The sequence below is a fragment of the Polaribacter sp. HaHaR_3_91 genome (assembly GCF_019278525.1).
Classification (GTDB): Bacteria; Bacteroidota; Bacteroidia; order Flavobacteriales; family Flavobacteriaceae; genus Polaribacter.
The window spans coordinates 2,402,074-2,421,842 of record NZ_CP058986.1 but is presented as its reverse complement, the minus strand read 5'-3'; the positions used below and the strand labels follow the sequence as shown (position 1 = coordinate 2,421,842).

At 28.5% G+C, this 19,769-nt stretch carries 20 protein-coding genes; 12 read left to right on the top strand and 8 right to left on the bottom strand.

The genetic code is table 11. The features are described from left to right. Positions 1-170: 170 nt before the first annotated feature. Positions 171-2,483 (top strand): T9SS type A sorting domain-containing protein, encoded by a 2,313-nt coding sequence (locus H0I27_RS10175; protein ID WP_218730602.1) that lies wholly within the window; start codon positions 171-173, stop codon positions 2,481-2,483. A 339-nt stretch (positions 2,484-2,822) separates the two neighbouring features. Here H0I27_RS10175 and H0I27_RS10170 read toward each other — a convergent pair whose 3' ends face one another. After that, positions 2,823-3,950, bottom strand: coding sequence for an MBL fold metallo-hydrolase (locus tag H0I27_RS10170; RefSeq protein WP_254713074.1), 1,128 nt, complete (start codon positions 3,948-3,950; stop codon positions 2,823-2,825). Positions 3,951-4,480: 530 nt separating this feature from the next. Here H0I27_RS10170 and hisG point away from each other — a divergent pair. The 8 genes from hisG to hisIE all read left to right on the top strand — a co-directional run bounded on the left by hisG (position 4,481) and on the right by hisIE (position 12,277). After that, the gene (gene hisG / locus H0I27_RS10165; RefSeq protein ID WP_218730601.1) at positions 4,481-5,338 is read left to right on the top strand and encodes an ATP phosphoribosyltransferase; all 858 of its coding nucleotides are present in this window, start codon (positions 4,481-4,483) and stop codon (positions 5,336-5,338) included. Between the two features lie 112 nt (positions 5,339-5,450). Continuing rightward, complete coding sequence (hisD, locus tag H0I27_RS10160; protein ID WP_218730600.1) at positions 5,451-6,731, top strand: histidinol dehydrogenase; 1,281 nt, start codon at positions 5,451-5,453, stop codon at positions 6,729-6,731. Positions 6,732-6,769: 38 nt separating this feature from the next. Beyond that, positions 6,770-7,828, top strand: coding sequence for a histidinol-phosphate transaminase (hisC, locus tag H0I27_RS10155; RefSeq protein WP_218730599.1), 1,059 nt, complete (start codon positions 6,770-6,772; stop codon positions 7,826-7,828). Between the two features lie 178 nt (positions 7,829-8,006). Beyond that, positions 8,007-9,146, top strand: coding sequence for a bifunctional histidinol-phosphatase/imidazoleglycerol-phosphate dehydratase HisB (gene hisB, locus H0I27_RS10150; RefSeq protein ID WP_218730598.1), 1,140 nt, complete (start codon positions 8,007-8,009; stop codon positions 9,144-9,146). Next, a complete protein-coding gene (gene hisH / locus H0I27_RS10145) occupies positions 9,146-9,727 on the top strand; it encodes an imidazole glycerol phosphate synthase subunit HisH (protein ID WP_218730597.1) in 582 nt (193 codons plus the stop codon). The genes hisB and hisH overlap by 1 nt, the downstream gene beginning before the upstream one ends. A gap of 162 nt (positions 9,728-9,889) precedes the next feature. After that, positions 9,890-10,627, top strand: a complete 738-nt coding sequence (gene hisA, locus H0I27_RS10140; RefSeq protein WP_218730596.1) for a 1-(5-phosphoribosyl)-5-[(5-phosphoribosylamino)methylideneamino]imidazole-4-carboxamide isomerase — start codon at positions 9,890-9,892, stop codon at positions 10,625-10,627. A gap of 84 nt (positions 10,628-10,711) precedes the next feature. After that, positions 10,712-11,467 (top strand): imidazole glycerol phosphate synthase subunit HisF, encoded by a 756-nt coding sequence (gene hisF / locus H0I27_RS10135; protein ID WP_218730595.1) that lies wholly within the window; start codon positions 10,712-10,714, stop codon positions 11,465-11,467. Between the two features lie 210 nt (positions 11,468-11,677). Then, complete coding sequence (gene hisIE, locus H0I27_RS10130) at positions 11,678-12,277, top strand: bifunctional phosphoribosyl-AMP cyclohydrolase/phosphoribosyl-ATP diphosphatase HisIE (protein ID WP_218730594.1); 600 nt, start codon at positions 11,678-11,680, stop codon at positions 12,275-12,277. Between the two features lie 80 nt (positions 12,278-12,357). Here the strand turns inward: hisIE and H0I27_RS10125 are convergent, their stop codons facing one another. The 6 genes from H0I27_RS10125 to H0I27_RS10100 form a co-directional block, all read right to left on the bottom strand. Then, positions 12,358-13,308 (bottom strand): DUF5694 domain-containing protein, encoded by a 951-nt coding sequence (locus H0I27_RS10125; protein ID WP_218730593.1) that lies wholly within the window; start codon positions 13,306-13,308, stop codon positions 12,358-12,360. Positions 13,309-13,401: 93 nt separating this feature from the next. Further along, positions 13,402-14,199, bottom strand: a complete 798-nt coding sequence (locus H0I27_RS10120) for a LytTR family DNA-binding domain-containing protein (protein WP_218730592.1) — start codon at positions 14,197-14,199, stop codon at positions 13,402-13,404. A 283-nt stretch (positions 14,200-14,482) separates the two neighbouring features. Continuing rightward, positions 14,483-14,977: a hypothetical protein gene (locus tag H0I27_RS10115; RefSeq protein WP_218730591.1), complete on the bottom strand. Its 495-nt coding sequence runs from the start codon at positions 14,975-14,977 to the stop codon at positions 14,483-14,485. Positions 14,978-15,180: 203 nt separating this feature from the next. Next, positions 15,181-15,318: a hypothetical protein gene (locus H0I27_RS10110; protein WP_218730590.1), complete on the bottom strand. Its 138-nt coding sequence runs from the start codon at positions 15,316-15,318 to the stop codon at positions 15,181-15,183. Between the two features lie 2 nt (positions 15,319-15,320). Beyond that, positions 15,321-15,614: a hypothetical protein gene (locus H0I27_RS10105; RefSeq protein ID WP_218730589.1), complete on the bottom strand. Its 294-nt coding sequence runs from the start codon at positions 15,612-15,614 to the stop codon at positions 15,321-15,323. A 7-nt stretch (positions 15,615-15,621) separates the two neighbouring features. Next, positions 15,622-15,777 carry a YqaE/Pmp3 family membrane protein gene (locus H0I27_RS10100; protein WP_218730588.1) on the bottom strand — a complete coding sequence of 52 codons (156 nt, stop codon included), beginning with the start codon at positions 15,775-15,777 and terminating at the stop codon, positions 15,622-15,624. A 365-nt stretch (positions 15,778-16,142) separates the two neighbouring features. On the opposite strand from H0I27_RS10100, the gene H0I27_RS10095 reads away from it, so the two are divergent. Next, positions 16,143-16,283 carry a hypothetical protein gene (locus H0I27_RS10095; RefSeq protein WP_218730587.1) on the top strand — a complete coding sequence of 47 codons (141 nt, stop codon included), beginning with the start codon at positions 16,143-16,145 and terminating at the stop codon, positions 16,281-16,283. Between the two features lie 167 nt (positions 16,284-16,450). On the opposite strand, the gene H0I27_RS10090 is transcribed toward H0I27_RS10095, so the two are convergent. Beyond that, positions 16,451-17,947: a hypothetical protein gene (locus H0I27_RS10090; protein ID WP_218730586.1), complete on the bottom strand. Its 1,497-nt coding sequence runs from the start codon at positions 17,945-17,947 to the stop codon at positions 16,451-16,453. A gap of 150 nt (positions 17,948-18,097) precedes the next feature. On the opposite strand from H0I27_RS10090, the gene yiaA reads away from it, so the two are divergent. Then, positions 18,098-18,586, top strand: coding sequence for an inner membrane protein YiaA (gene yiaA, locus H0I27_RS10085; protein ID WP_218730585.1), 489 nt, complete (start codon positions 18,098-18,100; stop codon positions 18,584-18,586). Positions 18,587-18,737: 151 nt separating this feature from the next. Then, the gene (locus H0I27_RS10080; protein WP_218730584.1) at positions 18,738-19,658 is read left to right on the top strand and encodes an EamA family transporter; all 921 of its coding nucleotides are present in this window, start codon (positions 18,738-18,740) and stop codon (positions 19,656-19,658) included. Positions 19,659-19,769 lie beyond the last annotated feature (111 nt).

Below are 19,769 nucleotides of genomic sequence, written 5' to 3'. Positions count from 1 at the left end.
TTCTAAAATAAGCTAAAACCAGCAATAAATTATACACGGTGTTAGCTTTTAGTGCATTTTTGTTTAGAATTAATTGTTTAAAACGAGTATTAATTCCCGTTTTTTGAATTAAACAAAGAGGTTGAAATATTTTAGTCTTGATAAAATTTATTTATTTTTACAATAAAAATATGAAAAATACTTTTACTTTTTTACTCGTTTTTATTATCTATATTGGTTATTCCCAATGTCCTTCAAACAGTTTAAATTTTTATACTCAATCTGACATAGATTCATTTAAAGTTAATTTTCCTAACTGTACAGATGTAGGCGTAAATATAAGTATTAATAATTATTCAAATGAAATCCAAAATTTAGATGGATTATCAAATATTACTTCAATTAAGGGCGATTTTTCAATTGCAGGACTTAATCAATCAATAAATATTAATGGATTAGAAAGTCTGACTTCAATTGATGGAGATTTTACCATTTCAAATAATTCTATTGACAATTTAAAGAGTTTAAAAAACCTGACTTCAATTAGTGGTAATTTTAAATTAAATAATAATAATGATTTAACTGGCCTAAATGATTTTGAAGAACTAAAAAATATTAACGGAAATTTAGAATTCTCTAATAATAGTGCTCAAACAATTGCAGGATTTAAAGAATTAACCTCTATTGGAGGTACTTTGATTTTCGAACAAAATACAAGTTTACATATTAATGGCTTTAAAAAGCTAATATCTATTAGCAATGGAATTTTATTAGAACGTAATAATGCACTTATAGACATTAATGGATTTAATCTTCTAGAATCTATTAATGGTAATTTTTTAATAGAAAGTAATGAGAGTGATATTCTATTTAGTGGGTTTGAAAAACTGAATATAATTAATGGAAATTTAACCTTTAGATTTAGTAATGATTTCATATCTTTAGATGCTTTTGATACTTTACAAATAGTTACTGGTGATGTTAAATTTTGGTATAATTACACTAACATTATTGAAGGGTTTGAAGAGTTAGCTAATATAGGAGGTGATTTAGAATTTAGGTATAATAGAACAGAGACTATATCTGGTTTTAATAAACTTAAAACTATAGCTGATATTTTGAATTTTTATGAAAATTATAGCTTAATTACTATAAATGGTTTTAACGACCTTGAAACTATTGGAGGCTCCTTTTTTTCTGTGTTACGAAATGATGAATTAACTACAGTTGTCGGTTTTGATAATTTAATAAGTATTGAAGGCGATTTAGGATTCAGTTCTAATCCTAAATTAGCGACCTTAAGTGAATTTCCAAGTTTAGAAAATATTAAAGGAAGCTTTACTATATGGCAAAGTTCATTAAAGTCAATTAACGGTTTTAATTCTTTAACCGGATCTGTAAACAATATTACAATTCAACATAGTAATCAGTTGGAAACTATTGAAGGTTTTAATCAAATTGAAGAATTAACAGGAGAACTTGGAATTGAAAAGAACAATTCACTAACAAAAATTACAGGATTTAACAATCTAAAACAGATAGATGATGTTTTATCTATAGAAAGTAATCCTAATTTAGATGAAATAAGTGGGTTCAACTTATTAGAAACTATTGAATCTAATGTTCGTTTTAGTAAAAACTCAATTAGTGATTTCAGTGGATTTAATAATTTAAAAACTATTGGAGGTTATTTAAGTTTTAATGAAAATGGTGGAATAGTAGAATTAAACAATTTTAATGAACTTGAATCAATCGGTTCAGATTTAAATATGTATAAGTTTAGTGTGTCTAATTTAAGTGGATTTAATAAGTTGTTGAATTTTAATTCTTTAAATATAAACACCAGCAGTATAACTAATTTTAATGGATTCAATAATTTAGAACAAATTAAAGGGAACTTTAAAATTTATGATACTAATATTGGTAGTTTTGAGAGCTTTAAAAAATTATCTTCTATAGCTTTCAATTTGAGTTTTACCTTTAATAATACCTTAAAAGAATTAAAAGGATTTGATTTATTAACATCAGTTGGATTAGATATAGATATAAACTTTAATAATGGCTTAACTAACATTAATTCTTTAAATAACATAAATAGTGTTGGACGGATTATTCGAATTTATGGAAATTCAAATTTAAAAGTATGTAATATTAATATTGTTTGTGATTTTTTAGAAAATAATATCAAGAACATTGGTATAGGTAATAACAAAGATGGTTGTAATAATAAAGAAGAAGTTAAAACAAGCTGTGAAACTTTAAGTATTAATGAAAATATAAAAAGAGATATAAATGTTTTTCCTAATCCTACTAAAGACTATATTAATTTAAATTATGGTGATATTATTCCAAAAAAAATAGAGTTATTTGATATGAATGGAAGGGCTGTTTTAACTACAACAAAAATAAACTCTATAGACATAAATAGTTTGAGTAAAGGAACTTATATTCTTAAAATTCTATTTGTTAGAGGTGTTTATGTAAAGAAAATTATTAAAGATTAATTTTTTCTGACTTGTCACAAATGCTTATCAATTTTGAGTTAGATTCAGTTCAGTTTTTTCCTTTTCAGAACTTCAATTCCTTAAACTAGCTCTCGCATTAAAGCTAACTTATTATAAGGTAATATAAACTTACTATATCCCAAAGAAAACAACCAAATCTAGTTATTCTTTCAGAAATTATTAATATATAAAGATTTAGAAAACATCTAGCAATTTTATTTTTTCATCAATCTGTTTCAAATTTAGAGTATTCAAATCATATAAATGAGATATTTACAATCAACTTAACAACTATTGTCAACTTTTAAAGTTGATAACTCTTTCAGTGTAAAAGGATACTTACAAATCTTTCCACCAGTTATTGGTGTAAGTCTGTAGAGAATCTTTCACCATAATTTCTTCACCAATTTTAGGCGTAATTACTTTTAGGTTTAGTTCTTTCGCTTTTATAGTTACACGCTCAATAGGATCTGTCCATTCATGCATTGCCAATTTAAAACCACCCCAATGAATCGGAATTATTTTTTCTGCTTGCACATCAATTCCTGCTTGTGCAGTTTCTTCTGGCATCATGTGTATATCAGTCCACATTTCGTTGTATTGCCCACATTCCATCAAAGCTAAATCGAAAGGGCCATATTTTTCACCAATTTCTTTAAAGTGATTTGCGTAGCCACTATCACCACTAAAATAAATGTTTTCATTTTTAGACTGAATAACCCAAGAACTCCATAAAGTACTTTGTCCGTTGTTTAATTTTCTACCAGAAAAATGTTGCGCAGGTGTACACACCAAGTTCAAATTATCTAACGGTACATTTTGCCACCAATCTAGTTCTGTTATTTTATTAGAAGGAATGTTCCAAGCTTTTAAATGCGTACCCACACCTAAGGGAACATAAAAATGATTGGTTTTGTCTTTAATCTTTAAAATAGATTCATAATCTAAATGATCGTGAGAAAAAATGACGGCATCAATTTTTGGTAATTTGGCTATTTCTATCGGAAACTGTTCATTAAAACGATTTGCGCCTAACAGCGGATGAGGAGCAGGCACTTTACCAAACATAGGATCTAGTAAAATTGTTTTCCCGTCTATTTGTAGTAAAAAAGACGAATGCCCAAACCAAATCAATCTAGCTTTTCCTTTGTAATTAGCAATATTTAAAGAATCTATAGTAATGGGTTTTAAATCTTCTTTAGGTCTTGCGTTTGGTACTTTTTTAGTAAAAAAGGTATAAGCTATTTTTAAATTCTCGTTAAAACTTAATTCTTTAGGCACCGGATTGGTGTTGTTAAATTTACCGTTTTTAAATTGTTGAGATGTTTTGTAGGTTTCTTGTTCCTCTTTAGAAACATCTCCACCAAAACTTGGGTAATAATTTGTGAATAAGAAGTAAGCGATTACTAATATGCCTATGATAGTAAGAGTTGTGATCATTATGTGTTTTAATACCTTTTTAATCATTTTATTTAAATGGATGCATTACAATTTTTATCAAAAATAGTGCTTCTAAAGCATGTATCCGTATTATAAAGACTATTAGCTGTAGATTTTTGAGTTCAAAAGATTTTTTTGAAGCGATTGTGCAATAGCGTCTTGTTTAAAATTGATAGGATTCTAGGTAATGTTTAAATATGAGTTTGTTGATTGGGGAATTTAATTACAGAATGTTAAATTTTTATTGAAATCTATTAAAAAACCAAAAACTGAAAGTTGTAAAATCAAACAAAAAATCAAAAAATGATAAATATTATCATAAAAACTAATTTTTAGGTGAATAGTTCGTAATATTAAAAATAAAATTTTGATATTTGCATAGAAATAAACAAGACATGACTTTTATTCAAAACCATCATCATCATTTTTACAATTGCAGTCAAGCGATTTAAAAGTGTATTGAATAAAATCAAGATATTTATAAACCCGTTTGAGCGAATCAAACGGGTTTTTTTAATTTTAAACCGTATTTGCTCAGGCATCAAACAAAAACAAAAATGAGTAATTTAAGAATTGCAGTACAGAAATCAGGAAGATTAAATGAAGATTCAATGAGAATCTTAAAGGATATTGGTGTTTCTATAGACAATGGAAAAGATCAATTAAAAGCAGCAGCGAGAGATTTTCCTGTAGAAGTTTTCTATTTAAGAAACGGAGATATTCCTCAGTATTTAAAAGATGGTGTAGTAGATGCAGCCATTATTGGAGAGAATGTTTTAATTGAAAAAGGAGCAGATATTGAGTTTGTAGAACGCTTAGGTTTTTCTAAGTGTAAAGTTTCTATTGCAGTGCCAAAAGAATCTGAGGCGAATTCGTTAAAAGATTTAGACGGAAAAAGAATTGCGACTTCTTATCCAGAAACTGTTAAAAAGTTTTTAGATGAACAAAATATCAAAGCAGATATACACATTATTAACGGTTCTGTAGAAATTGCACCAAATATTGGTTTAGCAGATGGTATTTGTGATATTGTTTCTAGTGGTTCTACTTTATTTAAGAACGGTTTAAAAGAGATTGAAGTTTTATTGAAATCGGAAGCTGTTTTAGCTGTTTCTTCTAAAATATCACCAGAAAGAAGAGCTATCTTAGAGAAAATTCAGTTTAGAATTCAATCCGTTTTAAAAGGACAAAATTCTAAATATGTGTTGTTAAATGCACCGAATGATAAATTAGAAGCTATTTTAAAATTGTTACCAGGTATGAGAAGTCCTACTGTTTTGCCATTGGCAGAAAAAGGCTGGAGTTCTGTGCATACTGTAATTAGCAAAAATGCATTTTGGGAAATTATAGATGAGTTAAAAGCAAATGGAGCAGAAGGTATTTTAGTGTGTCCTATTGAAAAAATGGTACTTTAAAAATATTTTAGAAAAACCTATTTAAAGCATATTGAACTTGTTTCAGTATCTTAATAAAAGAAATATAGTAAAAAGACCCTGAAATAAATTCAGGGTGATTAACAAGTTAATCATGAATACAATTATAAATCCATCAAGAAAAGATTGGTCTCAAATTTTAGAGAGACCCACAAAAACGGTTGATGATATAGAGGGAGTCGTAAACGATGTTTTTGCAGATATTAAAGCAAATGGAGATGCAGCTGTAAAGAAATACACAACAAAGTTTGATGGTGTTTCTATAGAAAATACAATTGTTTCGCTTGATGAGATAAAAGAAGCAATTTCATTAGTTTCTAATGAATTAAAAGATGCAATTATTCTTGCAAAAGAAAATATCACCAAATTTCATACTGCTCAAAAAACAGAAAAAGTTTTTGTAGAAACGGCAAACGGAGTTTCATGTTGGCAAGAAAAAAGACCAATTACTAAAGTTGGTTTGTATATTCCTGGAGGAACAGCACCTTTGTTTTCTACGGTTTTAATGTTGGCAATTCCTGCACAAATTGCAGGTTGTAAAGAAATTGTGTTATGTTCTCCTCCAAATAAGGAAGGAAAAATTCATCCAGCTATTTTGTATGCTGCAAATCTTTGTGGTGTTACAAAAATTATAAAAGTTGGCGGAATTCAGGCAATTGCAGGGTATACATTTGGTACAGAAACGATACCACAAGTTTATAAAATATTTGGCCCAGGAAATCAGTATGTAACGGTCGCAAAGCAATTGTCTACAAAACATGGTGTTGCCATCGATATGCCTGCGGGTCCAAGTGAATTGTTGGTGGTTGCAGACGATTCTGCAAACGCAAGTTATGTAGCTTCAGATTTATTAAGTCAGGCAGAACACGGTGCTGATAGTCAAGTTATTTTGGTTTCAACATCCAAAGAAATGATTGCAGAGGTTGCCAAAGAAATTGATGTTCAGTTAGCTAAATTAACGAGAGCGGAAATTGCTCAGAAAGCTATCAATAATTCAAAATCTATTTTTGTAGAGAATGATGAAATCGCTTTAGAGTTGATTAATGAATATGGTCCAGAGCACTTTATTGTTTGTACAAATAATAATGATTTTTATATAGATAATATAGAAAATGCAGGTTCTGTTTTTATCGGCAATTATACACCAGAAAGTGCAGGAGATTATGCTTCAGGTACCAATCATACCTTACCAACAAACGGGTTTTCTAAATCTTATTCTGGAGTAAATTTAGATAGTTTTACCAAAAGTATTACGTTTCAACAAATTACAAAAGAAGGTATTAAAACTATAGGGAAATCTATTGAGTTAATGGCAGCGGCAGAAGGTTTAGATGCGCATAAAAATGCAGTTTCTATCCGTTTAAAAGATATATAAATTAAATGTCTCCTCGAGCGCAGTCGAGAGGTTTTATTATGAAAACAAACTTTAACCTAGAGAGCTTAATTAGAGAAAATATAAAGTCTCTAAAACCATATTCTTCTGCAAGAGATGAATATAAAGATGCTAATACTACAGAAATGATTTTCTTAGATGCTAATGAGAATCCTTTTGAAAACGGTGTTAATAGATATCCAGACCCACAACAAAATGGTGTAAAAGATTTACTTGCTGAAATTAAAGGAGTCAGTAAAGAAAACATTCTTTTAGGAAATGGAAGTGATGAGGTTTTAGATTTAATTTATAGAGCTTTTTGCGAACCTAATAAAGACAATGTAATCTCATTGCCACCTACATATGGAATGTATGATGTGTTGGCAAACATTAATGCCATAGAAAATAGAACGGTATTGTTAAGTGAAGGTGATTTTCAGCCACAAGTTAGCAAGATTTTGAAAGCTGTAGATGCAAATAGTAAGATTTTGTTTTTGTGTTCACCGAACAATCCAACAGGAAATAGTTTTACAGCAGAATCGGTTAGAGAGTTGCTTACAAAATTTAAAGGATTAGTTGTTATTGATGAAGCGTATATCGATTTTTCTGAACAAAAAAGTTGGTTAGAAAGATTGTCGCAATTTCCTAATTTAATCATTACACAAACTTTATCTAAAGCATTTGGTTTAGCGGGTATTCGTTTAGGAGTTTGTTATGCATCCAAAGAAATTATTAAAATTTTAAACAACATAAAGCCACCTTATAACGTAAATGAACTAACACAGCAAAGAGCTATTTTAAGATTGGAGAAGATTGATGAAGTAGAGAACGAAATTTCTCAACTAATCAGCGAAAGAAAGCGTCTTAAAAAAGAGTTAGAATGTTGTGTGAGTTATATTGAAAAAGTATATCCTTCGGATGGTAATTTTTTATTGTTAAAGGTAGATGACGCAACAAAACGTTATAAACAGTTAATTGAATATGGTGTGGTTATTAGAAACAGAACTACACAACCTTTATGCGAAAACTGTTTGCGAATTAGTGTCGGTATTTGTGAAGAAAATCAAAGATTACTAAGAGCTTTAAAGGCAATACAGTAATTTATTAATACGGAGTGTCGTTCCGAAAGAAGTTCATTGAATAGAAATCTGATAATAAGATTTCTCAAGAGTTTATCCTAAGTATAGTGAAAGACTTAAAATAGTTCATTTCGAAATGATAAAATTAAAATAAAACAAATCTACAAGGTTCTAAAAAACCTGCAAGAAAAAATATAAGATGAGTAAAAAAGTATTATTTATAGACAGAGACGGAACTTTAGTACTAGAACCGCCTGTAGATTATCAATTGGATAGTCTAGAAAAGTTAGAGTATTATCCGAAGGTGTTTCGTTATATGGCAAGAATTGCCGAGGAACTAGATTTTGAATTGGTGATGGTAACCAATCAAGATGGATTAGGTACAGACTCTTTTCCGGAAGATACTTTTTGGCCAGCACAAAACAAAGTAATATCAGCATTTGAAAAGGAAGGTGTTGTTTTCTCTGAAGTTTGTATCGATAAAACGTTTCCGCATGAAAATGCAGAAACTCGTAAACCAAGAACAGGTTTGTTAACCAAGTATTTTTCTGAAGAATATGATTTGGCAAATTCTTTTGTTTTAGGAGATAGAATTACAGACATGGAATTGGCAAAGAATTTAGGTGCAAAAGGAATCTTTTTATCTGAAGATCCAGAATTGGGTGTAGATGAAATTGAAACTTCTAAACAAGAAATTTTAGACTGTATCGCTTTAACTTCTACCGATTGGAAAGCTATTTATGAGTTTTTAAAATTAGAAGATAGAGTTTCTGAAATCACTAGAAATACCAACGAAACTAAAATTTACATCAAACTAAATTTAGACGGTTCTGGTAAAAATGATATTTCTACTGGAGTTAAGTTTTTCGACCATATGTTAGATCAAATTGGTCGTCATGGTGCAATGGATTTAACTGTAAAAGTAGACGGAGATTTAGAAGTTGATGAACATCATACCATAGAAGATACCATGATTGCTTTAGGTGAGTTATTCAATAAAGCATTAGGAAATAAATTAGGTATAGAACGTTATGGATTCTGTTTGCCAATGGACGATTGTTTAGCACAAGCAGCTGTAGATTTCGGAGGAAGACCTTGGTTGGTTTGGGAGGCTGATTTTAAGCGTGAAATGATTGGAGATATGCCAACAGAAATGTTTTTACACTTGTTTAAATCTTTTACAGACGGAGCAAGATGTAATTTAAATATTAAGGCAGAAGGCGCAAATGAGCATCATAAAATTGAAGGTATTTTTAAAGCTTTTGCAAAAGCGATGAAAATGGCGGTTAAAAGAGATGCTAACAAGATGTTTTTACCATCAACAAAAGGAGTTTTATAATGAAATTAGTAATTATAGATTACGGAGCAGGAAACATAAAAAGTATTCAGTTTGCGTTTAAGAGATTAGGAATTGATGCTGTTTTATCAAATAATATTGATGAAATAAAAGGGGCGGATAAAGTGATTTTTCCAGGAGTAGGAGAGGCAAGTTCTGCCATGAAAATGTTACAAGAAAGCGGATTGGATAAAGTGATTCCTACTTTAAAACAACCTGTTTTAGGTATTTGTTTAGGAATGCAATTGATGTGTAATTCTTCTGAAGAAGGAAATACGAAAGGATTAGGGATATTTAATGTAGCAATAAAGAAGTTTTCGAATGCTGTAAAAGTTCCTCAAATGGGGTGGAACGTGATTTATAATTTGAAATCGGATTTATTTACAGGTGTTAAAGAAAAAGAATTTATGTATTTAGTGCATAGTTTTTACGCAGAAAATTGTGAAGAAGCCATTGCAACTACAGACTATGAATTTGAATATGCATCTGCTTTACAAAAAGATAATTTTTATGGAACTCAGTTTCATCCAGAAAAAAGTGGTTTAGCAGGAGAACAAATATTAAAGAACTTTCTAAATTTATAAATAAAATCGTTTGTCATTCAGAATGTTAATGAAATCAAAATATATTTTGATTGAAATTAAATAACGAAGCTAATTAATAGAGATCTAATAATCTCATTAAAAGATTTCTCAATTGCCTAAAAGGCTCATTTTGAAATGAAAATAATTAATAAAAAGACTATTTTGAGAATAATACCAGCAATAGATATTATAGACGGAAAATGTGTTCGTTTAACAAAAGGAGATTATAACACAAAGAAAATTTATAACGAAAATCCTTTAGAAGTAGCCAAAGAGTTTGAAGCTGCAGGAATCGAATATTTACATGTTGTAGATTTGGATGGAGCAAAAGCAAGTGAAATTATCAACTATAAAGTATTAGAGCAAATTGCTTCTAAAACCAATTTGAAAATTGATTTTGGTGGTGGTTTAAAATCTGATAAAGATTTAGAAATTGCTTTTAACTCTGGTGCTAATCAAATTACTGGAGGAAGTATTGCTGTAAAAAATGCTGAAATATTTGAAAGTTGGATTGAAAAATATGGTTCAGAAAAAATTATTTTAGGAGCCGATTTTTATCCTGATGCAACAGGAGGAAAGATTGCAACCAATGGTTGGCAAGAAGAAAGTTCTTTAGAATTGATTCCTTTTATTGGAGATTATCAGCAAAAAGGAATTCAGTATATCATTTGTACAGATATTTCTAAAGACGGTATGTTGCAAGGACCAAGTTTTGATATTTATAATCAAATTTTATCTGAAGTAAACAATGTGAAATTAATTGCTTCTGGAGGAATTTCAACTTTTGATGAAATCCCAAAGTTAGCTGAAAGTGGTTGCGAAGGTGTAATTATTGGAAAAGCGATTTATGAAAATAAAATCAGCTTAAAACAGTTGGAGCAATTTATATTAACAAAATAAATGTCATTACGAAAAAGAATGACGAAGTAATCTTCTGATTAATTCACAGATGCTTCATTACATTCGCAATGACGAATAACGTATATGTTAACAAAAAGAATAATACCTTGTTTAGATATTAAAAACGGAAGAACTGTAAAAGGTGTTAATTTCGTAAATTTAATTGATGCAGGAGATCCTGTGGTTTTAGCAAAGCAATATGCCGATTTAGGTGCAGATGAATTAGTTTTTTTAGATATTTCGGCAACGTTAGAAGGTAGAAAAACCATGATAGAAATGGTGCACCAAGTGGCGGAACAAGTGAATATTCCGTTTACAGTTGGTGGCGGAATTTCTTCTGTAGAAAATGTAAATGAGTTGTTAAAATGGGGAGCGGATAAGGTTTCCATCAATTCATCTGCAGTAAAAAGACCGGAATTGGTTAACGAATTGGCAGAGAAATTCGGAAGTCAGTGTGTTGTTGTTGCAATTGATGCAAAACAAATTGATGGAGAATGGTTTGTGCATTTGGCTGGAGGAACAATTCCTACCGAAATCAAACTTTTTGATTGGGCAAAAGAAGTTGAAAATCGTGGAGCAGGAGAAATTTTATTTACTTCTATGAATCATGATGGCACAAAAGGAGGTTTTGCAAATGAAGCTTTGGCTCATTTATCAGAAATATTAAACATTCCTATTATTGCTTCTGGAGGTGCAGGAACAATTCAGCATTTTGCAGATACGTTTAAAGAAGGGAAAGCAGATGCAGCATTAGCTGCAAGTGTTTTTCATTTTGGTGAAATTCCTATTTTGGAGTTGAAAGAAGAGTTGAAAAAACAAAATATACCAGTTAGACTATAAAATATAAAGAATGTTATTCCTAAGAAAAAGGAATTTCAGAATTGATAATAAACAAAAAGTTCTCGATACAATTTCGATGAAAAATCGAAATCACTCGAACTGACAGAAAATAACAGAAATAAAAATGTCATTCCGAATAAAGAATGAGGAGGAATCTAAATCTCTGAAAAAGCTCATTTTGAAATGACAATACAGTATAAAAATAATATTATGAATATCGATTTCAATAAAAACAACGACGGATTAGTACCTGCAATCATTCAAGATGCAACCACAAAAAATGTATTGATGTTGGGGTATATGAATGAGGAAGCTTTTGCAAAAACGCAAGAAACTAAATTAGTTACTTTCTTTTCTAGAACTAAAAATAGGCTTTGGACAAAAGGTGAAGAAAGTGGAAATGTATTGAATTTAGTAGATATAAAGCTAGATTGTGATAATGACACATTATTAGTTTCTGTAAATCCGAATGGTCCAACCTGCCATAAAGGAACAGAAACGTGTTGGGGAGAAGAAAACAAACCAAACTATGGTTTCTTTTCTACGTTAGAGGACGTAATTACAGAAAGAGTAGCTAACAAAGACACTAAAAAATCTTATGTAGCAAGTTTATTTGCTAAAGGAATTAATAAAGTAGCACAAAAAGTAGGTGAGGAGGCTGTAGAAACTGTAATTGAAGCAATGGATAATAACGACGAGTTATTTTTGTATGAATCTGCAGATTTAATGTTCCATTACTTAATGTTATTACAAGCAAAAGGATTTACTTTAAAAGATATTGAAGAAGAGTTAAAAGGTAGACATAAGTAGTTTGATTTTATTCTAAAATAAATAAAAAACCCTCATGGTATTAATTGTGAGGGTTTTTTGTTTTTAAGAGTTAAAAAGGTTTAATAATCTTTCATTAAAATCACCTTAAAATTAGGGTAGTTTTCTTTGAATTCTTTTTCTAAACCAATTACATGTGCTGCACCAATAATAACAACGTTTTTGTTTTTCTTCGATTTTATTACTTGACTAGAAATGTTTTTAGCTATTCTCATGTTTCTTTCATCGAAATACTTTCTGCCTTGCTTACAACCTTCTGTATCTTTAACAACATAAGAAAATGACGCCATATCGTGTAATTGTTGAAGTGATTTTCTTTTATTTGTGTGTTTGCCTAAACCTCTAAAAATTGCAGGAAAAATAGCGCTATTATAATTTTTCTTGTATAATTTAGAATTTGCAGCATTGTTACCGTTGCTAGCCCCTTCTTTACTGCATTTGCCCCATGCATCATGATATTCTTTATTAGTTTGCTGGTCATCAATATTTATAACTGTTTTATGATTCATGTATAAAGCTAACTTGTAAGTTAAATCTCCATCTTCATGTCTTGTTGGTTTTTTTGCTCCATTTACACCGTATTTTTTTATGTAAGAATACAATTCATAATTTCCATGATCTCTTTTGTAAATGAAACATTTTATTAAATAATCTAAATCAACATTATTCATTTTTGAAAAATCTTTGCTAATAGTTGCATTGAATTGAGAATCGTTATAATTGAATTTTTTTTGTAAAGAATCTGATAATTTATAAAATTTCTGATACCCTTTAGACCAACCATTCTTTAAATATTGCCAAGATATAGAATCACTTGCCATTGGTGCTTCTACGTAGATAGCTTCTGGTTTATATTTTTTTGCAAACTTTAGCATTGGTTTGTAGCTTTTTTTTACAATTTTAGGAACTGTGTGCATTGTTCCTATAATTACAATTTCTTGTTGTTTATTTTGAGCAGATAAAACAAAGAATGATAGTAAAAAAGTTACTGTAAAAGTGAATTTAGTTTTCATGATTTTAATTTTTGTGATTAAATTTCCTGAAACAAAATTAGAAAGTAATCTTTTATAAAATCAATATATAAAGGCCTTTGGGGCGGAATGCAGCTATTCTGTGGTAGAATTCAATACTAACTTTACTTTATTTTGATAGGTTCTAGAAACAGGCACTTCTATGTGGTGAGATAACAGTGTAAAAAGTTTACTATTTTCTGTTTTCCATTGTACAAAGTGATGTGGATTGATTAAAAAAGAGCGATGCGTTCTTAAAAGTTGAGGGAATTCTGCAGTAATAATAGATAGTTTATTTCTAATTAGACTTTTCTTTAAATCATCTCCCAAAATATAAAATACTTCAATATAATTATCAGAGGATTGTATGCAAATAACATCATTTAGATACAAACGTAAACCTTCGTAATTTCCTTGACCTTTTATTTCAATTTTCTGAGCTTCCGTTTTTTTGTTTTTGTATTTTCCAAAAGCAAAACGACCAAAAAGTATAATTGGTAAAATGGTAGCAAATACGGGTAAAATTATTGTTTTAAGTTGGTAGCTTAAATCATGAGGAAAAGGTTCACCAGGTACAATTACATATAAGTAAAACAATCTCGTAGCAATAATTCCAATAAAAATAAAAAGAAAAAAGAATAATATTTCTGTTTTTACAAACCAGTTTTTATTATTCTTTAAATATAAAAAATGCTGTACCGGTAAAAAAAGAACATAACAAATAGCACCTAATACCCCATAAAGAGGTAAGTAAATTAATTTTTCTGAATCGCTAAAGACATTTACATCAAAAGGTTCTGTAAAATATAGAAACACAAAAATCCAAATGGCTAAACTAATTGTAATAATTAAATGGTGTTTTATGGATGGATCGAAAGGAAATTTTTTATTCAATTTTAGCTTTTTTTCAAATATAATAATTTAAAGAGTCTTTTTTTATCTCTATGAAATGATTTTTAATCATTTATTGAGCAAGCTAATTGTCTAAAAGTAAAATAAGTATGTAGCTAATTTATTTTTTAAGGGATTAATAAAGTAGATAAATAAGCAGTAGCTATTAAAGAAAAGGATACCCATAAATTATTTACTTATAATTTACAGTTTTAATGTTATTACAAACAAAAGGGACTATTTTAAAAGATATTGAAGAAGAATTAAAAGATAGGGTGAAAAACAATTATGGTATTGATGTAAAGACTAAAGTTTTTCCATAATAAGGATATTCACCTCCTGTAAAAACCATTCTAGTTTCACTAAGTTCCTCTAAACTAAGAATAGTAAGCATATTTCTAAAATTTTCATCAAGACTTTCTCCTTTAGAAATATTGATGAAAATTTTACCTGTACTTTCGTAAAAGCTATAGGTTAAACGACCATCTTGTTCTGTTGGGTTATCATAGTAACAATAAGTGTTACCAAGTGTTACTTGAGCTTCATTTGTATCGTGGAAAAAAGTATACTCATCATCGGTATAACAATCGTTAAATTCGCTGAGTAAATCATTTTCATAGGTTTTGTAAAAACCTTCAACTTTCCATGTTTTAGAACCGTTTCCATGGATTTTTTGTAAATCATCTACCGTATATGTCTCATTTATTCCTTTGTTGTCATTATTACAGTTGCATAAAAATAAAGTGGAAAGAATTAATAGAGATAGATAGACGTGTTTCATAGTAGCAATTTTTGGTTTTCTGAAAATATTATTAACCAATTATTGTGCCATTATTTAATGTCTTTGCAAGTAAAAGTACTCACTTTAAAAGATGTTGAAGAAGAATTAAAAAGAATACATAAAAAAAATGTAGTTATTTTACATAATAAAACCTAACAAGTATTTTACTTGTTAGGTTTTATTATTTCTAAGATTCGAAAAACTTATTTTATTTCTTTATCAGGAATGTAATTAATTCCTGTTCTGTTATTCGAGCTCGGATTATCCTTATCATCAAAATTTAAGGTTAAATTCTTTTTTTTATTTTTTTTACTTGGTGCTTTATCTTCTTTGTTCATCATAATTATTTAGGTTTATCAATTGTATCAATTTCTGAATTTTTATTTTCTTCACTATCAATGCTGTATAATTGATTCTCTTCATCTTTTAATGTTTCATTCGTTTTGTTTTTTGGTAATTTTCTACCAGGAATATCTAACGCTTGTCCACTAAAATCAGGTTTATTTACTTTATTTTTTATAAGTTCGTCATCTGCATTATCGTTTCTTAGATTTCCTGCTTTATCTCCTAAAGCTTGTAAATCTTCGTTTGTGATATCTGAATTATAGGTGTTCTCCTCTGTTTTCTTTGTTTCCATAATTAAATTATTTATTATTTACATATAGTGCATGTACAACTCCTGGTAACCATCCTAAAATAGTTAATAAAATACTTAGTAAAAATTGCTTTCCAATTCCGTGTTTTAAAAAAACGGCTAAAGGTGGAAGTAATACACTTATTATTATTGTTAAAATAGACATAGTTCTTTCAATTTGGTTATGTTGCAATTTACAGACACAAAAAGGTTTGAATGATCGTTATAGCTGTTTTTATTAACTCATAAGCTAATTTTTACAGATTAGAAATAGAGATGTGGTTTTATATAATGCTGTAACCCATGATTATTAATTTAAATTGTGAAAAGTAGTTGCTTCATTAAATTGTGTTACGTCTAAACTGTCTAAAATTAATAGGTATGTACAGAAGACTTTTGCTCATATAAGGTTTATTTTAATTCATATAAAACTTTAACTTTTATTATTTAATCTTAACAATTTTTAACAGTATGTTTTTTGGTAATAGTCTGTTTTTGTGTAAATTAGACTTGAACTTAAAATAAATGAAGATGAGCACAATTAAAGAAAGTAGAAAATTTAAAAGAACAAAGACACAAGAGAACCCTATGAATATAGAAGGGGTTAAAGACAAAAAAAATAAACAATTTAGTATTGATAATGATACTATTATTGAAGAAAAAGAGAAATAATAAAATTATATAATTTTTCAAATAACAAGCCCTTAGAAAATTTTCTAAGGGTTTGTTATTTGAAAAAAAGTGAATATTAAATCTCATTCATTAAAATTACTTTTAATTGTAAGTTATTTTCTTTCAATTCTTTATCAAAATCACTTAAAAAGTCATATTTCTCTTTTTTAATTGTTAATCATATTTAAAGTGACTACATAGATATCTTGTTTGGTCATTTTTGCTTTTAACCACGCAAAGAAACTCATCATAAAAATATCTTCTTTTTTGCTATCTAACCAGTTAAAAGAAGTCTGTACTTTTTCTTTAAAAGTTGCAGTTATAGCTATCTCTGGATTTTTATAATAGATTTCTACTAACTTTAAATAGGTAATTACTTTTTCTTGGTTTATTTCTGTAAGATTCGAAAAATAGTTTCTTTTAAAACTTTTTAACCTAGAATCTACCAAATCTATATTTCCTAAATCTATTTGTAATAAAATTTCAATTAAGTTTTTTTTGATGGTCCAAACAATGCCTGCTTTTTCAATATACCATTTATCTGTATGGTAAAGTTTAGATACCATTTTTTGAGCTTTTTCTAAGGATTTATGTTGATAATAAAAAACAATTAAAGAAAGTGTGAAATCTAATTGAGCAACGATATCTGTGCTTTTTTTATCAATATAAGACTCTAATAAAGAAATAGCTTCGACTTGTTTATTTGTGTAGTTTAAGTTTAGAGCTTGTAATAAATCATATTTCTGAATAAAATCATTATAATATTTTTTCTTTTCTGCATTCATATAAACGAGCATCAATTTTAAATATTTTTCGGATTCTTCAAACTTCTTGTTTCTAAAAAGTACGTTTGCAATTAAATACAAAACCTCTAAGTGATAATTGAGTTGTTTGTCTTTTGATGTATGATTTTGAATAACTTGATACGTTTCAATAATGAATTCTTCAATATTATAATAATCAAATTTTTGAGCAGAAGATATACTTGTTATCTGAATAATTTGATATAATGATTTAAAGGATAAAGAATCACTAATTGTAATGTTTTGTTCTTTTAAAACAACATCTATCAATTTTTTAATATCAATGTTAGATTTATTTTGACGATAATTAGCCAATGAAGTTCTAATTTTAGCGTACGCAATATTTAGATTGTCTTCTAAGACTAGTCGATTTTGGTTCTCTTTAAAATCGGCGATTAACTTATCTAGGTTAATGTCTGGGTTTAAATGTGCATATTGAATTTTAGTATGATATACTTCATTTAAAATTGCAAATAGTTGGTATTCGTTTGCTGTTACGATTGTTTTGTCTAAAATTTGATATCCAACTTTTAGTTGCCCCTTTTTTAGAAAATACCTAGCAGAAAGAATATTTTTTATCAAAAGAATATCGATAGAGTTTTCTTCTTTCATGCTAGTATTTGCGGTAAAATCTATAATAGATTGAAACAATCGTTTTCTTAATGCGTGTAAGGCTGCTTTGTTTTGCTTACCATACAATTTATTAGAAATTTCTTTAGATGATAAATTGTCTTCTAGCAAAAGGTTTACTAATTGACAGTTTTTAGTATCTTTTCTTTTGTTTTTTTTATCAAGGTATAAGAGGAAATCTTGTTGTTGTTCCTTCGTAAAAGTACTTAATACTTCTTTTAAATTTATCATTATATCGTCAGTTAATGTATTGTAAATATACTGAATTTATAAATTTTTATATATTTTAATAAAATTATATCGTCAGTAATAATTGAAAGTTGAGTTCTTAGAACTTTAAAAGAGTCGCAAATTTGTATCATAATTATTAAACTAAATATTATGAATTATCAAACAACATCTTCAATTAATGAAGAAACTAAAAAAGAAAGTAAAAAGAAAAATGGAAAGAATAATTTAAATTCAAAACCAACTTCTGCCTATGTAGGCGCTTCTTGGGGAGCATTAACCATTGGTTTGGTTTCTTACTGTATCGGTTTGTGGAATGCTACTATGGAATTGAATGAAAAAGGATTTTATTTTGTTATTCTTTTAATGGGTATTTACGCTGTAATTTCTCTTCAAAAAGCAGTAAGAGATAAAGCGGAAGAGATTAAAGTAAGTGAAATGTATTACGGAATAAGTTGGGTTGTGGTTCTTGCAGCAATATTATTGTTATTCATTGGACTTAGAAATGCAGATTTACTATTAAGTGAAAAAGGATTTTACGGAATGTCCTTCTTGTTAAGTCTATTTGGAGCCATTACTGTTCAGAAAAATACAAGAGATATCGATTTTATAAACAAGAAAATAGAAGAAGAAAAAAGTTAGTTTAGTAATGGTTTTAGATAACCAAAACCTCACAAGTATTTACTTGTGAGGTTTAAATTTTATAAGAAGTTAATTTTAATGCAAAATAGGTTAAGCAGTAATTTTATTTATAGACTATCTATATTTATCTTTGATTGATAAATTACTTGTTTTGAAAAAATCAAAAATATTAATAGTTTTAGCCTTTTTTACAATTTACATTGTGTGGGGTTCCACTTATTTATTTAATAAAATTGCGGTAACGGCGTTACCACCATTTTTTATGGCTTCGTTACGTTTTTCAGGAGCTGGAATTTTAATAATGATTATTTCTAAAATCTTGAAATTAGATCTTAGAATTACAAGAAAACAACTAATTAACTGCTGTATTTCTGGCTTTTTTTTCTTGGTGTATGGTAATGGTGTTTTTGTATGGGCACTTATGTATTTAGATAGTGGTTTTGCTGCTTTGTTAGCGTCTACTCAGCCATTATTTGTATTAATATTATTACGACTGATAGATAGAAAACCAATGCAAAAACAATCTATAATTGGTGTTTCTTTGGGGATCTTAGGAATGTATTTATTGGTGAGTCAACAATCTATTACTGCCTCAGAAGGAAGTTTACTCGGTATTTTTATGATTTTAACCTGTGTGTTAAGTTGGAGTTATGGAGGCGTGTTCGTATCTAAAGCAGATTTGCCTAAAAACTTCTTTATTACTACAGGGTATCAGACATTGTTTGCTGGTTTGTTTTTAATTATAATGAGTTTTTCTTTTGGTGAAACCATGATTTCACCTTTAGACTGGTCTCAAGAAGTGCAGTATTCTATGGGGATGTTGGTTATTTTTGGAAGTATTATTGCTTTTACAGCCTTTAACTATTTACTAAAGTTAGTTTCTCCAGAAAAAGTTGCTACTTCTGCTTATGTAAATCCTATTATAGCAATGCTTTTAGGATGGTACTTTTTAGATGAAGTGCTTACAAGTCAATCTATTATTGCGTCTATGGTTTTATTAACAGGTGTCTATTTTATTACTTCTAGAAAAAGGATTGCAAAGGTAGATGCAGAAGAAGTTATAAAACCTTAGATAAGTGAAAAGCGAAAATTCGTTATCTTTTATAATTCAGGAAGTTATTTTGATGTTTAAATCCTTTTTTGAGTCTTTTTTATCTTAGTTTTATTGAGGTTTAAGTAATCA

What these genes read in the sequence shown, in the direction of transcription:
- yiaA (WP_218730585.1), top strand. Translation starts at nt 18,098, where the DNA reads ATGAATTATCAAACAACATCTTCAATTAATGAAGAAACTAAAAAAGAA.
- H0I27_RS10090 (WP_218730586.1), bottom strand. Translation starts at nt 17,947, where the DNA reads ATGATAAATTTAAAAGAAGTATTAAGTACTTTTACGAAGGAACAACAA.
- H0I27_RS10105 (WP_218730589.1), bottom strand. Translation starts at nt 15,614, where the DNA reads ATGGAAACAAAGAAAACAGAGGAGAACACCTATAATTCAGATATCACA.
- H0I27_RS10100 (WP_218730588.1), bottom strand. Translation starts at nt 15,777, where the DNA reads ATGTCTATTTTAACAATAATAATAAGTGTATTACTTCCACCTTTAGCC.
- hisD (WP_218730600.1), top strand. Translation starts at nt 5,451, where the DNA reads ATGAATACAATTATAAATCCATCAAGAAAAGATTGGTCTCAAATTTTA.
- hisB (WP_218730598.1), top strand. Translation starts at nt 8,007, where the DNA reads ATGAGTAAAAAAGTATTATTTATAGACAGAGACGGAACTTTAGTACTA.
- H0I27_RS10095 (WP_218730587.1), top strand. Translation starts at nt 16,143, where the DNA reads ATGAGCACAATTAAAGAAAGTAGAAAATTTAAAAGAACAAAGACACAA.
- hisF (WP_218730595.1), top strand. Translation starts at nt 10,712, where the DNA reads ATGTTAACAAAAAGAATAATACCTTGTTTAGATATTAAAAACGGAAGA.
- hisC (WP_218730599.1), top strand. Translation starts at nt 6,770, where the DNA reads ATGAAAACAAACTTTAACCTAGAGAGCTTAATTAGAGAAAATATAAAG.
- H0I27_RS10170 (WP_254713074.1), bottom strand. Translation starts at nt 3,950, where the DNA reads ATGATTAAAAAGGTATTAAAACACATAATGATCACAACTCTTACTATC.
- hisH (WP_218730597.1), top strand. Translation starts at nt 9,146, where the DNA reads ATGAAATTAGTAATTATAGATTACGGAGCAGGAAACATAAAAAGTATT.
- hisG (WP_218730601.1), top strand. Translation starts at nt 4,481, where the DNA reads ATGAGTAATTTAAGAATTGCAGTACAGAAATCAGGAAGATTAAATGAA.
- H0I27_RS10110 (WP_218730590.1), bottom strand. Translation starts at nt 15,318, where the DNA reads ATGATGAACAAAGAAGATAAAGCACCAAGTAAAAAAAATAAAAAAAAG.
- hisIE (WP_218730594.1), top strand. Translation starts at nt 11,678, where the DNA reads ATGAATATCGATTTCAATAAAAACAACGACGGATTAGTACCTGCAATC.
- H0I27_RS10115 (WP_218730591.1), bottom strand. Translation starts at nt 14,977, where the DNA reads ATGAAACACGTCTATCTATCTCTATTAATTCTTTCCACTTTATTTTTA.
- H0I27_RS10175 (WP_218730602.1), top strand. Translation starts at nt 171, where the DNA reads ATGAAAAATACTTTTACTTTTTTACTCGTTTTTATTATCTATATTGGT.
- H0I27_RS10125 (WP_218730593.1), bottom strand. Translation starts at nt 13,308, where the DNA reads ATGAAAACTAAATTCACTTTTACAGTAACTTTTTTACTATCATTCTTT.